This window comes from Candidatus Merdisoma sp. JLR.KK006, assembly GCF_036941035.1.
In the GTDB taxonomy this organism is placed as follows: Bacteria; Bacillota; Clostridia; order Lachnospirales; family Lachnospiraceae; genus Laedolimicola.
Genome location: NZ_JAYMNS010000003.1, coordinates 136,499 through 150,694 on the forward strand (window position 1 = coordinate 136,499; position 14,196 = coordinate 150,694).

At 46.1% G+C, this 14,196-nt stretch carries 14 protein-coding genes; 1 reads left to right on the forward strand and 13 read right to left on the reverse strand.

The annotated features are described in order from the left end of the window. Positions 1–434: 434 nt before the first annotated feature. From VSQ61_RS03855 to VSQ61_RS03905, 11 genes are all read right to left on the reverse strand, one after another. Positions 435–1,484 (reverse strand): L-threonylcarbamoyladenylate synthase, encoded by a 1,050-nt coding sequence (locus VSQ61_RS03855; protein ID WP_334343119.1) that lies wholly within the window; start codon positions 1,482–1,484, stop codon positions 435–437. Positions 1,485–1,555: 71 nt separating this feature from the next. Beyond that, entirely contained in the window at positions 1,556–2,923 is a 1,368-nt protein-coding gene (locus VSQ61_RS03860; protein WP_334343120.1) for an MATE family efflux transporter, read from the reverse strand. Between the two features lie 114 nt (positions 2,924–3,037). After that, complete coding sequence (locus VSQ61_RS03865) at positions 3,038–4,216, reverse strand: iron-containing alcohol dehydrogenase (protein WP_334343121.1); 1,179 nt, start codon at positions 4,214–4,216, stop codon at positions 3,038–3,040. 151 nt (positions 4,217–4,367) lie between these two features. Next, positions 4,368–5,819 carry a decarboxylating NADP(+)-dependent phosphogluconate dehydrogenase gene (gene gnd, locus VSQ61_RS03870; protein WP_334343241.1) on the reverse strand — a complete coding sequence of 484 codons (1,452 nt, stop codon included), beginning with the start codon at positions 5,817–5,819 and terminating at the stop codon, positions 4,368–4,370. A 2-nt stretch (positions 5,820–5,821) separates the two neighbouring features. Next, positions 5,822–6,061, reverse strand: coding sequence for an HAD-IA family hydrolase (locus VSQ61_RS03875; RefSeq protein ID WP_334343122.1), 240 nt, complete (start codon positions 6,059–6,061; stop codon positions 5,822–5,824). Beyond that, positions 6,058–6,939 (reverse strand): DMT family transporter, encoded by an 882-nt coding sequence (locus VSQ61_RS03880; protein ID WP_334343124.1) that lies wholly within the window; start codon positions 6,937–6,939, stop codon positions 6,058–6,060. The genes VSQ61_RS03875 and VSQ61_RS03880 overlap by 4 nt, the downstream gene beginning before the upstream one ends. Positions 6,940–6,941: 2 nt before the next feature. After that, positions 6,942–8,135 carry a M20 family metallopeptidase gene (locus VSQ61_RS03885; protein ID WP_334343125.1) on the reverse strand — a complete coding sequence of 398 codons (1,194 nt, stop codon included), beginning with the start codon at positions 8,133–8,135 and terminating at the stop codon, positions 6,942–6,944. Between the two features lie 10 nt (positions 8,136–8,145). Next, on the reverse strand, positions 8,146–9,000 hold the full coding sequence (locus VSQ61_RS03890; protein ID WP_334343126.1) for a PTS system mannose/fructose/sorbose family transporter subunit IID: 855 nt from the start codon (positions 8,998–9,000) through the stop codon (positions 8,146–8,148). Further along, positions 9,000–9,755 (reverse strand): PTS mannose/fructose/sorbose/N-acetylgalactosamine transporter subunit IIC, encoded by a 756-nt coding sequence (locus VSQ61_RS03895; RefSeq protein WP_334343127.1) that lies wholly within the window; start codon positions 9,753–9,755, stop codon positions 9,000–9,002. Before VSQ61_RS03895 ends, VSQ61_RS03890 begins: the two co-directional genes overlap by 1 nt. Before the next feature lie 127 nt (positions 9,756–9,882). Continuing rightward, positions 9,883–10,269 (reverse strand): PTS sugar transporter subunit IIB, encoded by a 387-nt coding sequence (locus VSQ61_RS03900; RefSeq protein ID WP_334343128.1) that lies wholly within the window; start codon positions 10,267–10,269, stop codon positions 9,883–9,885. 56 nt (positions 10,270–10,325) lie between these two features. After that, on the reverse strand, positions 10,326–10,727 hold the full coding sequence (locus VSQ61_RS03905; protein WP_334343129.1) for a PTS sugar transporter subunit IIA: 402 nt from the start codon (positions 10,725–10,727) through the stop codon (positions 10,326–10,328). A gap of 172 nt (positions 10,728–10,899) precedes the next feature. On the opposite strand from VSQ61_RS03905, the gene VSQ61_RS03910 reads away from it, so the two are divergent. Further along, positions 10,900–11,751, forward strand: coding sequence for a MurR/RpiR family transcriptional regulator (locus VSQ61_RS03910; protein ID WP_334343130.1), 852 nt, complete (start codon positions 10,900–10,902; stop codon positions 11,749–11,751). An 82-nt stretch (positions 11,752–11,833) separates the two neighbouring features. Here the strand turns inward: VSQ61_RS03910 and VSQ61_RS03915 are convergent, their stop codons facing one another. Together VSQ61_RS03915 and VSQ61_RS03920 are read right to left on the reverse strand one after the other, a co-directional pair. Continuing rightward, positions 11,834–12,637 carry an MBL fold metallo-hydrolase gene (locus VSQ61_RS03915; RefSeq protein WP_334343131.1) on the reverse strand — a complete coding sequence of 268 codons (804 nt, stop codon included), beginning with the start codon at positions 12,635–12,637 and terminating at the stop codon, positions 11,834–11,836. Between the two features lie 9 nt (positions 12,638–12,646). Beyond that, complete coding sequence (locus VSQ61_RS03920) at positions 12,647–14,164, reverse strand: ATP-binding protein (protein ID WP_334343132.1); 1,518 nt, start codon at positions 14,162–14,164, stop codon at positions 12,647–12,649. Positions 14,165–14,196: the final 32 nt, after the last annotated feature.

Sequence of the window (14,196 nt, forward strand, 5' to 3'; positions counted from 1 at the left end):
AAGACTTATCGACTTTCACTTTTTGCACATTAATGTCATCCACTATAGGCAAAAGCTTTTTGTCCAATATCAGGTTTGATAGATTTATTATATTTTCTATGACTTTTTCAATTTAAACTTGTCAAGTATTTCTAAAAGATTTAACAGCAGTTACTTTCGGGATAAATATTTATCAAATATATTCATAATATTACTTGCACATCCTCGCCTATCACTGCAAGGCAACTTATTCAATTACACTTCTTCAAGCTTTCTTTTTCTTCTAAACACAACAGCTTCCTGTTTTGTGTTGATTTATTAATGATTTCATTAATGCAATTGATTTCATACCCTATGCAAAACAGGGGCTTCCGAAAAATAAGACAGCAGACTTTTCTGATTCCTTATTTCCCGGAAGCCCCTCTATTCCAAACATCTTTTCAAAATACTTTGCACTACACTTCTATCACCCGATACCCCGCCGCCTTCAAAAGACGGTTCATAATCGCCTGCCCAATGGCCGCATTCTCAAAAGACTCCGAATAAATACAGTCCACATCCGTCTCATCGAAGCTTCTAAGCGCCTCAAAAAGATGCATGGAAATCTCATCCTCATGGCTGCGGGCGCCAAGGCTTTGCACCAGTCCCTTTTCATACCGGTTTACCGTCTCATCCGTAGCAATGATTCCAACTTTCTTTCCCTTTGTCTCCGCTTCTTCCGTCAGACGATTCACTGCGGCAATTACAGCTTCCGTTTCCCCCTCCACGATAGTCAGTTCCGCCTTAGGCGCATAATGGCGATATTTCATACCCGGCGCCTTGGGCTTTATACCGGAATCCGGCGCAATCACAGCCTGATCCGTTTCCAACGGCCCAATCACAGCCTCCATCATAGCTTTTGTAATCACTCCGGGGCGCAGAATCACCGGCTTCTCCTGGCTCACATCTACAATGGTAGACTCAAGGCCAATTACAGCCTGTCCGCCGTCCAGAATCATCTCGATCCTGCCATCCAGATCCTCCGCCACATGTTCTGCCGTTGTAGTGCTTGGCCGTCCGGAAGCATTGGCGCTTGGCGCCGACACAAAGCCGCCCGCAGCCCGGATAAATGCTGCCGCAATCGGATCCCTGGGCATCCGCACTGCCACCGTGTCAAGACCTCCGGTAGTTTTCGGCGGCACCAAATCCGTTTTGGGAAAGATCAGGGTCAGGGGACCTGGCCAGAACGCCTCCATCAGCTTCTCTGCTTCCTTCGAAATCTTCTTTGCAATTTGATAGACATGGGACTTGTCCGCAATATGCACAATCAGAGGATTGTCCGAGGGCCGTCCTTTTGCCGCATAGATTTTCTCCGAAGAAACCGGATTCAGCGCATCTCCTCCCAGACCATAGACAGTCTCCGTGGGAAAAGCAACCAGGCCGCCCTCTTTCAGTATCTTTCCCGCTTCTTCAATAATATTCATATTTATCGTCTCATAATTAAGCTTTTTGATTTGTGTCTCCATTATGCACCTACTTAATTTTAATTTTCCCTTCCTCTTCCAACACTCGAACATGGCTTTCAAACCACATATCTTTACCCTGTCCAGTCTGTCCTCCGGGACAGCTTCCGAAATCTCCAAAAGAACAGCGTGGTTGTGGTAATCGCCGCCATAGTATCCGCCACCGGCTCTGCCAGAAATACCGCAAACACCTTATCCGTAAAAAAGTTCGGCAGCAGGTAAATCAGCGGAATCAGCACAATAATCTTCCGAAACAGGGCCAGAAACAGGGAAATCTTTGCCTCCCCAATGGCAACAAAGGTCTGTTGGCAGGACATCTGCGCTCCCATCACAAAAGCCATCCCCAGATAAATCCGAATTGCCCAGGAAGCATAAGCAATCAATTCCTCATCTCCGGAAAACAGGGACGGGAAAAAGCCGGGAGCAAAAACGGCAATCAGCCAGATGACCGAGGAAGCGCAAATAGCGCTGATGAAGAGCAGGCGAAAAGCCTCTTTCACTCTGGACAGATTCTTTGCGCCGAAATTATAGCTGACAATTGGCTGCGCCCCCTGAGCAAGTCCCTGTAGCGGCAGGCTGCACACCTGCATGCAGCTGGAAAGGATGGTCATCGTACCCACCGCCAGGTCCCCGCCGTATTTCTGCAGAGATGTATTAAAACAGATATTCAAAAGGCTTTCCGTGCTGGTCATAATGAACGGAGACAATCCCAAAGCCAAAACCGGAAAAATCACTTTCCCATGAACTTTCAGGTTTTCCTTTTTAATCTTCAGAATAGTCTTATTTCCCAAAAGGAACTTAAGCACCCACACAGCCGAAACCGTCTGAGCAATAATCGTTGCAAAAGCCGCCCCCTGAACACCCATGCCAAACCCAAAAATAAGTATTGGATCCAGTACAATGTTCACCGCCGCTCCGATAACTACCGTAAGCATACTGATTTTTGTAAAGCCCTGAGTAGTAATAAAGGCATTGAGCCCCAGAGAAAACATAACAGAGACAGTTCCCAGGACATAGATATTCAAATAATCCAAAGCATAGCCAATGGTATCCCCGCTGGCACCGAACAGGAACAAAAGCCTTTGCCCATTAAGTCGGAATGTCACTGTCAAAACAATTGCCAGGATAGCCAGCATGGTAAAGCAGTTCCCCAAGATTTTCTCGGCGCCCTCCGAATCCTGCTGCCCCATTTTGATGGAGCCTAAAGGCGCTCCTCCCATCCCTACCAGACTGGAAAATGCCGTAACCAGCATCAATACCGGAAAACATAAGCCCAGTCCCGTAAGCGCCAGCGCTCCCTCCCCCGGTATATGTCCGATGTAGATACGATCCACGATATTATAAAGCATATTTACGATCTGTGCGGTAATCGTAGGGATAGCCAGCCGCACCAATAGACGGCTGATCTTCTCCGTTCCCAGATCCGTTCTTGTGTCTGCCATTTTATTCACTTCCTCAAAAAAATCAGGGACTTATCAAAGTCCCTGTTATTACTTGATATAAAATACTTTAGCACGTTCCATCCTTACTTGCAAGACAATAATTACTTTCTACAGCTACCTTGCCATCTCATAAATCCTGGCAATATCTACTTTCCCAAGCTTCCGAATACCGCCAATCGTCCGCTGATCCATATAAGTACACTTATAAGCCAGTTCCTTTATCTGCTCATCCGTAAGCTCCACGCCAAGCTCACGGATGCTCACCGGCATGTGAATCGTCCGGAAGAAATTCTCCATAGCCTCAATGCCCTCCAAGACCGTCTTCTCCGGATCCGCATAGTCATAGGCAGCTCCCATTACATTCACTGCAAATTTGGCAAAACGAGCCATATCATCCTTGTATACATAACGTGCCCAACTGCCCCATACGGCCGCAAGGCCTGCGCCGTGAGCCACGTCAAACATGCCGCCCAGCTCATGCTCCAACTGATGGCAGGCCCAGTCACCTGCCCGGCCACAGCCGGTAAGGCCGTTATGAGACAGGCTTCCTGCCCAGAGAACCTCGGCTCTGGCATTATAGTTCTTTGGGTCTTTCAGCAGAACCTTAGCCGCACGCATAACGGACTTTAAGAGACTCTCCGCCATTCCATCCACCAGATCCGTATCCATCTCATGAGAAAAATACCGCTCCATGGTATGCATCAAAATATCAGTACAGCCACTCATGGTCTGATACTCCGGCAGGGTATAAGTAAGCTCCGGATTCATAATCGCAAAATGAGGCCGAATCAAGTCGCTGTGAAGTCCACGCTTCAGCCAGCCCTCCTCATTGGTAATCACGGTGGAATCACTCATTTCACTTCCCGTAGCCGCAATCGTCAAAATCACGCCCAGTGGAATTGCATCCCTGGCCGAAGCCTTTTTTAAATACAGATCCCACACATCTCCCTGATATTTTGTTCCAAGAGCAATGGCCTTGGCGGAATCAATAGCACTTCCGCCTCCCACGGCAAGAATAAAATCCACACCTTCTTTTTTACAGAGTTCAATCCCCTCATACACAAGAGACAGCCGGGGATTGGGCACTGCGCCGCCCAGGCTTACATAAGAAATTCCTGCCCCATCCAAAGCTGCATAGACTCTGTCAAGAAGTCCGCTTTTCTTTACACTTCCCGTTCCGTAATGAACCAGAACTTTGCTGCCTTTCTGCTCCTTTATAAGCTCACCTGCCTGCTTCTCCGTATCCTTTCCGAAGACCACTTTTGTAGGGGTATAATACTGAAAATTATTCATAAATCTTTCCTCGCTCCTTTTCCCGGCTTTTTTGCAAAGCTACATTTCTGCCTTTTATTCTAACCCGAAACCAGGGACAAGTCGAGTACTATTTTACTGCTGTAAATAAAATAAATAAAAGTATTTTATGTTTCGCTTACTGTCAAAATTTTTAAATACTGTAAGTCCCTGCCGCCGTAGTTCCGGAGCGTCCGGTCCAGTTGGTATGAAACACTTCTCCCCTGGGACGATCCACACGCTCATAGGTATGTGCACCAAAATAATCTCTCTGTGCCTGCAGAAGATTGGCCGGAAGCATTTCACAGGTATAGCTGTCAAACCAGGAAAGTGCCGCACTCATAGCCGGAAGAGGAATTCCGCACATCACAGATGCCGCCACAACCTTTCGCCAGGATTTAAGGCAATCCGAAATAGCTGATTTAAAATAGGGATCCAGAATCAGGTTTGGAAGATCCGCATCCCGATCATAAGCTTCTTTAATCTTTCCAAGAAACTTACTCCGAATAATACAGCCGCCCCGCCAAATCAGCGCAATATTACCATAGTCCAGTTTCCAGCCATAGTGTTCAGCCGCCCCACGCATTAAAGCGTAGCCTTGTGCATAAGATACGATCTTGGAAGCATACAGCCCTTTGCGGATTGCCTCCACAAATTCCTCTGCATTTTCCTGAATTCTGCCATATTTCTTTTGGTAAACGGATGACGCCTTTATACGCTCCTGCTTCATGGCCGCAAGGCAGCGTGCGAAAACCGCCTCACTGATTAAGGTTACGGGCACGCTTTCCTCCAGGGAAGCCTCTATCGTCCATTTTCCCGTTCCTTTCTGTCCTGCCACATCCAGAATCTTTTCTACAACTACCTCTCCATTCTCATCCCGATAATTCATAATGTCCTGGGTAATCTCCATAAGATAGCTATTAAGTTCCGTTTTATTCCACCTGGCAAATGTCTCATAAATAGCTTCATTGTCCATGCCCAGCCCATCCCGCATAAGCTGATAGGCTTCACAAATCAGCTCCATATCTCCATACTCAATCCCATTGTGAACCATTTTGACAAAATGGCCTGCGCCGCTTTCTCCAATCCAACTGCAGCAGGGCGTCTCTCCATCTACCTTTGCGCTGATTGCCGTGAAAATAGGCTCTACTGCTTCCCATGCCTCCCTGTTTCCTCCAGGCATCAGGCACGGGCCGTTCAAGGCCCCCTCTTCTCCGCCGGAAACTCCTGTTCCGATATAAAAAAGCCCCTTTTCTCTCAGCTCTTTCTCTCTCCGTATGGTATCCTTAAAATAAGAATTTCCTCCGTCAATCAAAATATCTCCCGGCTCAAGCAGGGGAATGAGCTGTTCAAGCATACCGTCTACCGCTTCCCCTGCCCGAATCATAAGCATGACCCTTCGGGGACGTTTAAGAGCCTCCACCAGCTCCGAAAGGCTTTTGCACCCGATAATCCGCTTTCCTTTTCCACGGCCGTTCACAAACCGAAGCACTTTATCCATACTGCGATTATAAACCGCTACCGTGCAGCCCTTGGATTCCATATTCATAACCAGATTTTCGCCCATAACGGCCAGGCCAATTAAGCCTATCTCTGCTTTTTTCATCTTCAACTTACTCCTCCTTCGATAATCTTAACTATCTCGGTCAGACGTTTTATCAAATAATCTGCTCCTGACTGATCGTACCCAAAACGCTCATCTTCCCTCCCGATTACAATAGCACCCGCCGCCTTTGCCGCTGTAATTCCGTAAGTAGAGTCCTCCACTACCAGACATTTCTTAGGCTCTGCTTTCATTTTTTTCATGGTATATTGATAAATTTCCGGTTCAAACATAATATGTTTCATGCGCTTACCCTCTTGGAAAAACCAATCAGATTCATAATCGACATAATAATTGCTATGCATCCCGCAATCTGTATTCCTGATACGGTTTCATTTAAAAGCAGCACTCCGAAAAGGATAGAAGAAATGGGCTCCAAAAGGGAAACAAAGCTGGCCATAGTGCTTCCCAGGATATGAACCCCCTCTTTCAAAAACAGATTTGCCACAACTGATGCCAGAAACGACACCAGCAGCATCAATCCAAGCGCTTCCCAGGACTGTTTAAAAATCAAAGCATGAGTCTTAAAGTTCAAAAGATACATTTCAGCCGCCGTAATAAGGGATGCATAGAACATAAGCTTGCTACCGTCCAGTTCCGACAGCTTCAATTTGTCTAACAGCATCATATACAGCGCAAATGTAATACTGCTTCCAAAAGCCAGCATCACTCCCTTTGTCTCGCCCATCCGGCTGTTCAGCAGGAAACAGATAATGCCTATGCCAGCCAGCCCGATAGATCGCCATTTCCGCTTGGTAATTTTATCTCCGTAAAAGCAAAAGCTAAAAATCACCACCAGCAGCGGATAGAGAAAATGTATGGTTGTAGCCATTCCCACTGAGATATAGCTATAGCTGGAATACAAAAGCAGCGTTGTGATAAAAGCTCCCAGATTTGCTACCAGAAAAATTTTCAAAAATGTACCAAAGTCTATCCGCAGACTTATTTTCTTCCATGCAACAAGTCCCAACAGGACCGGCACCGCAAAAAAATTCCGAAAAAATGTCATGGAGGTATGATTGTTGCCCATTGCGTAGGTAAGTGCGCAAATACTTGGCGTAAAGCCATACAGCAGAGCAGAGAACATTGTTTTTACAATACCGCTTTTCATTTCCTTACGCATTTTTATTCTTTCTCAAGTCTTTCTCTCAGTTCTTCTTTTGCCCGGACAATCACTTCCGGCCTGTTCAAAAGTTCCATCACAGTTCTCGCCATCGCCTTGGAGGACTGTCTGATGCAATGAGCTCCCGCCTCCGAGATGGCCAGCTCCCGGAATTGCTCCGTATGGTTGGAGATCTTATTTTCCGGAAAAATTGTCATATAGGGATTACAGATAGGAATCTTTCTGGACACATTTCCCAAATCCTCTCCGCCAAAATCCACCGGCATTCCATCCATCAAAGGCTCTCCAAGCTTCCGAAATTCCTCCTTACACAGATCCGAAAGAATCTGATTGGGAATACGCCCCTGATATCCGTCTTCAATCTCCACTTTAACCTCACATCCCATGGCCTGGCCGCAGCCACGGGCGCACTGCTCTACCCGTTGGGCTAAGAGATTCAATTCTTTCAGGCTAAAACAGCTCATAGAGCCCTCTATCTCGCTAAGCTCAGGAATCAGTCCCGTAGAATAACCGCCCTTTGTAATAATGCCTGACAGCCGCCAGTCCCCTTTGAAATGCTGGCGAAGCAATCCGCTGCCGGACAAAAACAGTGCGGCGGCACTTAAAGCATTGGTTCCGTTATCCGGATGAGAGCCTGCATGTGCGGATGCCCCATGATATGTCACCTTATAGCGTTTGGATGAGAGGCAAGCCCCTGCCAAACGAGTGGTATCACTGGTAGGATGCATCATAAGAACTGCGTCCACCCCTTTAAATACTCCCTGTTCCAAAAGGATAATCTTTCCGCCTCCGCCCTCCTCCGCAGGGGTGCCGATTACTTTCAAAGTTCCGGCCGTTTCCGACTCTTCCATGTATTTCTTAGCTTCAATGGCCGCCCCCAGGGCAGAGCATGCGATCAGATTATGACCGCATGCATGTCCAATGGGGAGGGCATCATACTCAGAAATAATTGCTATCACCGGTCCTTGAGAGTTCTTGGAATATGTAGCGCAAAAAGCGGTGTCCAGGGTGCCAACGCCCTTTTCTACCTGAAAGCCATACTGCTCCAGAAATTCACATTGTACCTTACAGGCCTTTACCTCTTCAAAATTCAATTCCGGATTTGCATGAATATACTTTGACACATTCCAAATAGCTTCCATCTGCTCATCCAAATATTGATCACATGCTGCTTTTTTCTTCTCTGACAATTCCATTTTTCTTCACCTATCCTAAAATTCCAAGTAATGCACACAACAGTGAGATTCCCAAAAGGCCAAAAATAACCTTGTTGTAATTGGCTCCCTTGTGAGTAAAATAATAGTAGATTCCAAAGATGACTGCCAGCGGCAGCATGCCCGGTAAAATCTGATCCAGAATATTCTGCAGAACAATGGGTTCCGTTGTGTTCTCCATACTAAATTGCAGTACGGTTTTTACCTTTACATAAGAGCTGGACAATGCTCCCATCATAAACAAGCCTAAAATGCTGGATCCTGTGATAATGTCATTAATCAAACCGGACTGCATTACTTTCATAATAGAGTCCTTACCAACCTTATAGCCAAGCGTCAGACAATACCAGCCGATAAAGTAACCTGACAGCGGGAACAGGAAAGGAATCAACGCCCCCAGAGACTGTCCCTGCATGGCGAAAGTACAGGCAAGAGCCAAAATAATCGCCTTTAAGGTTCCCCAAATGATCGTATCGCCGATTCCTGCCATGGGTCCCATAAGTCCTGTTTTGATTCCTGTGATTATTTCGCCCGGAATCTCTGCTCCTCCGGCCTTTTGTTCCTCCATGGAAAGTACAATGCCATGAATCATGCAGCCAAAGGTTCCCTCCGAATTGTAAAACTGAAGATGACGCCTTAGCGCATCCTTATATTTTTCATCATCCCTGTACAGCTTACGCAGGGGCTTTGAAATGGCATTACAAAATGCCAGTGCCTGCAGACGCTCATAAGAATTACTCAACTCCGTGGAAAAATACCATGTGTTATAAACCCCTCGGAGATCTTTTTTTGTAAGTTTCTGTTCCTGCTCCATAATGGCAGCATTGTAAGCTTCTGTTCCAGACATTATGCTTCAGCTCCTTTCTTATTTTTTCTTGCGTTAATGGTAATCAGTACGGCAATCAGAGTTCCGAATACCGCTGCCGCCATAGTACCGATCCCAAGGTATGCCACTGCAAAAAATCCAAGGAGGAAATAAGGAAGCAGTTCCTTTCTTCCAATGGTTATAATAATAATCGCAAAGCCAAGAGCCGGAAGCATTCCGCCTGCTACGCTGAAGCCCGTAATAATCCATGCAGGCAAAACATCCATCAGCCAGGAAACCGCATCCGAGCCTACCAGGTTAATACAGAATACGGGAATAAACCGCAGGCAAAAAGCGAAAATTGCCGGATAAATCACCGCACATTTGAAAATACCCTTTCGATCCCCTTTCTCCGCATAGCCATCCGCCCATCTTACCCAAATGGAATTGGAAGTACGGCGAATCTGATCCATAAATACACCCAATACGCCAAAAGGAACTGCAAGCCCTACCGCTACCTCCGCAGTCATACCTGTCTGAAGGGCAATGGGAATTGCGATGGTCGCCGCCAGAGCTTGGTCAGCCGGAACATTTCCTCCCGTCGCAATTACACCCAGATAAATCAACTGAATGGAAGCTCCAATCAAAAGCCCCTGAGAAACCTGTCCATAAATCAGTCCCAATACAAAGCCCACAACAATGGGAGAGCCCAAAGCTGTCGTTAAATGATATCCAATTTTTGATGTACCGCCAAAATACATCAGGCCACAAATTGCGGCAACTAATACAACATTCATATCCTCAGTACTCCTCTCTAAATATCAAAAAGCTTTTTCTCCAGTATCTTTGTAAACTCCATGCTCGGATCGTCCGGTACCTGATGCAGATATACCCGAACCCCCGAATCCTGCATCTCCTTAAGCTTCATGCATCCGGCAGATCCAGGGTGATCGGCCCAAACACAACCTTTCTTCCCGGCGCCGCCCCCAGGCCTCCGATCTGCAGCTCTTTTACCGGGAATCCTCCTTTAAAAAGGGCGTAAATCGTGGGGACATCCTTAATCAATACAAACAGGCGGCAATTTCCATATCCGCCGCTGTTCCACTTGGAAACCGCATCCTCTGCCGTATCAATAACAACCTCCATTCCCGGAGGCGCTGACATTGTATAGATGGAGGACATAAAGCTGTCTTTTGCCAGCATGTCATCCACAATAAGAATCTTATTTGCAATAGTCTGCTTAGCCCATTTCGTAATTACCTGTCCATGAATCAGCCGAAAATCAGCTCTGATTAACACAATGTCTGCCATACCTATCTCCTTTCTTTTTTTGATTCGTACTTGATTTTGTGCATCAGGGGATACCTTTAAGGTGTTTCACCCAGAATCCTTGTTGCATTTTTTCCGCTTTCTTTCAATGTGAAAACCGCAAGGTCTGCCAGCTCCTGATTGGATAATTGATCCTTATTCATGTAAACCTCCATCAGCATGGCCAGATTCAATCCGGTCACTACCGCATTTCCATATTCACGGCTCAATGCGCAAAAAGCATTGCAAGGTGTTCCTCCAAACAGATCCACCAGACATAAGGTTCCCTTTGGCAGTTTCCCAAGAGTCTCCGCCACAGACGGAATGTAATCCTCCAAAGCCATGCCTGGTAAAAGTGAAAAGCTGCGCACATTTTTCATCTCTCCCAGAATCAGCTCTGCCGATTTGATTAACTCTTCCCCAAATCTGCCATGGGTTCCCAACAGTATCATTTTTTCCATTTGAACTTCCTCCTATGCTTTTCTTGCTTTATTATAATCGAAAAATATTTTTTTGTAAATATCTTTTTAAAAAAAATATTTTATATTCGTCTTTTTTTACAGTCTAGCTATTTACAAAAAATTTTTTTTGTGTTACTCTGAACATGGAAAAAAATTTTTAGGAATATATACTATGGATAATTTGACTGTAAAAATGCGAATCAAGACCATGTATCGAGATATGAATCCAAAGGAAAAGCGTATTGCAGATTATATTTTGCAAAATCTCAAGCTTGTATCCAGAGGCACTATCAACGATATATCACGTACTTTAAAAATTGCGGATTCCACCGTCTACCAATTTACAAAAAAATTAGGTTATGACGGATTTAAGGATTTTAAGGTACACCTTTTAACCGAGGAATTTGATTCTGAAATTTCAATTCATGAGAAAATATCAAAGGATGACAGCGCAGATGTAATGATTGCACAGGTATTTGAATCCAGCATCAAGGCACTGGAGGCAACCAGGCAGATTAGCCGTGGCGATCATTTCCAAAAAGCGGCTGATATTATGCTGGAAGCGAAAAAGGTATGGTTCTTTGGTCTTGGCGGTTCCAATGCCGTAGCCCTCGACAGCTTTCACAAATTTTTGCGTTCGCCGGTCAAGTGTGGCTATGCCTCTGACTATCATATGCAATTAATGAATGCAGGTCTTTTAACCAAAGATGACTGCGCCTTTGTCATATCGCATACCGGATTAAAGAAAGAAAGCATTGAGATCGCAAAGGTCGCAAAGGAGAACGAGGCCAGGCTCATTGTATTGACCAGTTACCCCTTATCTCCCCTTGCAAAGCTTGCGGATATTGTGCTGACCTCCACATCGGAAGAAATTGCCTGGCGTTCCGAATCTCTGTCCAGCAGACTATGCCAGCTCTGCATCATAGATACACTGTTCGTCATGGTAATGTTCCGGGATGAGAAGCTGGCCAATTCTTCTCTTCAAAAGATCCGGCATGCAATTTCTTACACACATACGCAATGATACCAGTTCATAATAAAAAGCGTAAAAGCCGGGTGGTTTCCACCTTGCCTTTACGCTTTTTATGTAACCCATAAGGTTTATCTTAGAGTTCGAACACTTCCAAATCCTCCGGCACATACAGCTCCCCGGAAAAGCAGGGCTTCCCCTCCGCCAGATAAAGCTCCTTTCGCCTCTCTATATTCTTATCCTCCGTATGATACAGAATCAGATTCTTAATCTCCAGTTTCTCCGCCATCTCACAGGCGTCTTTCACAGTGGTATGGCATTTCTCATAGGGCTTAAACTGCTCTGCCTGACTGTAAAGGCAGAAAGCCTCTTGAAGCAGCCAGTCCGCACCCTTTACGTATTCATACTCGCACTCCCGATAGGGCTCATCTCCTGCAAAGGTAAATTTCTTTCCATTATGTAAGGTCAGGGTAAAGCCATACTGCTTTGCTTTCACGGACTGAATATCAAAAAACCTGACAGAGTATCCCAGAATCTCTTTCACATCTCCGTCCTCCAAAGGATGCAGGAAGATGCGTTCCCCTATGAGCTTTACAAACTTTCCCTGAACCGTCAGCCGCACAATCGTCAGCAGAGTTTCCACCAGCTCCCTGTGACAATAGAGATCAAGATTTCCCTCATACTTCCCCTGCTTCATCCGGGCCGCAATCATCCGAATCACCCATACCATTCCCAGTATATGATCCGTATGCTCATGGCTTAAAAAAATCTCATGAATCTCATCCAGAGGAATTCCTGCCTTTTCCAATTGCACCAGAATCCCGTTGCCTCCCCCTGCATCTACCAGAAAATAGCCCCGTTCATTGTGTAAAGCCGAGCAGGTATTGTAGCATTTGGTTACATTGGCATTTCCTGTGCCAAGTATAATTAATTCTTCCATCTTTTCCTCCTAATCCAGTTCCTCAATCTGCCCCAGAATCTCCCGATCCTCCTGCTCAAAAAGCAAGCTTTGATTATAACGATCATACCTCTCACAGGCATAATCCTCCAGAAACGCCACCGCCGCCGGATCGCTGTTCAGCTCGGTAACAAAGATCGCCATTTCCTGACTAGCTCCAAAGGCCAATTCCATAAAATCAAAGGCATGTTCCAGATAACAGGCACTCTTTGCTTTCCCCTCATCATAAGCAGAGCGCTCCTTTGCAAAAAGCTTCCGCAAAAGCTCCAAGGCCGCTTCCCCCGCAGCGGGAGCCTGCTTTTTCAGTTCCATTCCATAAAAAGCTAACGTATCCGAAAGGCGCAGCATTTCCCGTTCCTGCTCTCTGGTGAGAAGCTCCGCCTCTTTCTGCCGTTTTCGGAGATCCTCGTTTTCTTTCCGCAACAGCTCCAAAATTTCCCAGGAAAACAGGTTCTTTTCGTTTTCCCCTGTAAGCATCCCTCTTGCCTCTTTCATTTTCCCAAACAGCTTCTCCACAAACCGTTTTTGAAGCTGCTCTTCCCGGAAGCTTCCCTTGCAGCCGGAAAGCAAAAGGCTTACCACACTGAGACGTTCATCAAAGGAAGCATGGGACAGCTTTTTCACCATTCCCACCTGCATATTCCCTTTCAAAATCTCCTCTATCTGATAGTCTCTCTGATACTTTCCGTAAAGCTCCAGATAATTAGCGAAACCTCCTGCAATCCTTTCATGCTGGAGATACTGGACAACCACCTCTTTATCCGCAGTCTTTCCAATCCGTTCACAGACCTCCAGCATCCGGGACAAATCCTCCCAGCCTCTGGGCGTTGCAAACCTCCGGCCATCCACCGTATTTTCCATCTGGTAGAAATGTGCGGGCCGTATATTCAGATAAGAAAGAATCGCCGGATGCATTCCCACGGAAACCGCATATTCCCTCCAGACCTCAAAATCCGGCTCTACCTCTATATTCCGAACCCGGTCCATAGTCACCACATCAAACTCCCGGACAGACTTGTTGTATTCCGGCGGATTTCCTGCTGCCACAATGATCCAGCCCTCCGGCACCTGATGGGTTCCAAAAGTCTTGCACTGGAGAAATTGAAGCATGGCCGGGGCCAGCGTTTCGGAAACACAGTTAATCTCATCTATAAAAAGGATACCCTCCTTTAACCCCGTCTTCTCCATCTTCTCATACACCGAAGCAATGATCTCGCTCATAGTGTACTCGGTGACTGCCTTTTTCTCCCCTCCGAAATCCTTTTCCAGAATAAATGGAAGACCCATAGCGCTCTGTCTGGTGTGATGAGTAATGGTGTAGGATACCAGGGCAATGCCGCATTCCCGGGCAATCTGCTCCATAATCTGTGTCTTTCCGATCCCCGGCGCTCCCAGAAGCAATAAGGGCCTCTGACGGATAGCCGGTATCTCATATACGCCGTAGGCATCCTTTAAAAGATAGGCTTTTACCGCATCCTTAATCTCCTGCTTTGCCCGTTTAATATTCATATCCCTTTTCTCCTCTTTTTCACTTAAGTCAG

Coding starts and splice junctions, on each gene's coding strand:
- VSQ61_RS03855 (WP_334343119.1), bottom strand. CDS start 1,484: ATGGAGACACAAATCAAAAAGCTTAATTATGAGACGATAAATATGAAT.
- VSQ61_RS03860 (WP_334343120.1), bottom strand. CDS start 2,923: ATGGCAGACACAAGAACGGATCTGGGAACGGAGAAGATCAGCCGTCTA.
- VSQ61_RS03865 (WP_334343121.1), bottom strand. CDS start 4,216: ATGAATAATTTTCAGTATTATACCCCTACAAAAGTGGTCTTCGGAAAG.
- gnd (WP_334343241.1), bottom strand. CDS start 5,819: ATGAAAAAAGCAGAGATAGGCTTAATTGGCCTGGCCGTTATGGGCGAA.
- VSQ61_RS03875 (WP_334343122.1), bottom strand. CDS start 6,061: ATGAAACATATTATGTTTGAACCGGAAATTTATCAATATACCATGAAA.
- VSQ61_RS03880 (WP_334343124.1), bottom strand. CDS start 6,939: ATGCGTAAGGAAATGAAAAGCGGTATTGTAAAAACAATGTTCTCTGCT.
- VSQ61_RS03885 (WP_334343125.1), bottom strand. CDS start 8,135: ATGGAATTGTCAGAGAAGAAAAAAGCAGCATGTGATCAATATTTGGAT.
- VSQ61_RS03890 (WP_334343126.1), bottom strand. CDS start 9,000: ATGTCTGGAACAGAAGCTTACAATGCTGCCATTATGGAGCAGGAACAG.
- VSQ61_RS03895 (WP_334343127.1), bottom strand. CDS start 9,755: ATGAATGTTGTATTAGTTGCCGCAATTTGTGGCCTGATGTATTTTGGC.
- VSQ61_RS03900 (WP_334343128.1), bottom strand. CDS start 10,269: ATGGCAGACATTGTGTTAATCAGAGCTGATTTTCGGCTGATTCATGGA.
- VSQ61_RS03905 (WP_334343129.1), bottom strand. CDS start 10,727: ATGGAAAAAATGATACTGTTGGGAACCCATGGCAGATTTGGGGAAGAG.
- VSQ61_RS03910 (WP_334343130.1), top strand. CDS start 10,900: ATGGATAATTTGACTGTAAAAATGCGAATCAAGACCATGTATCGAGAT.
- VSQ61_RS03915 (WP_334343131.1), bottom strand. CDS start 12,637: ATGGAAGAATTAATTATACTTGGCACAGGAAATGCCAATGTAACCAAA.
- VSQ61_RS03920 (WP_334343132.1), bottom strand. CDS start 14,164: ATGAATATTAAACGGGCAAAGCAGGAGATTAAGGATGCGGTAAAAGCC.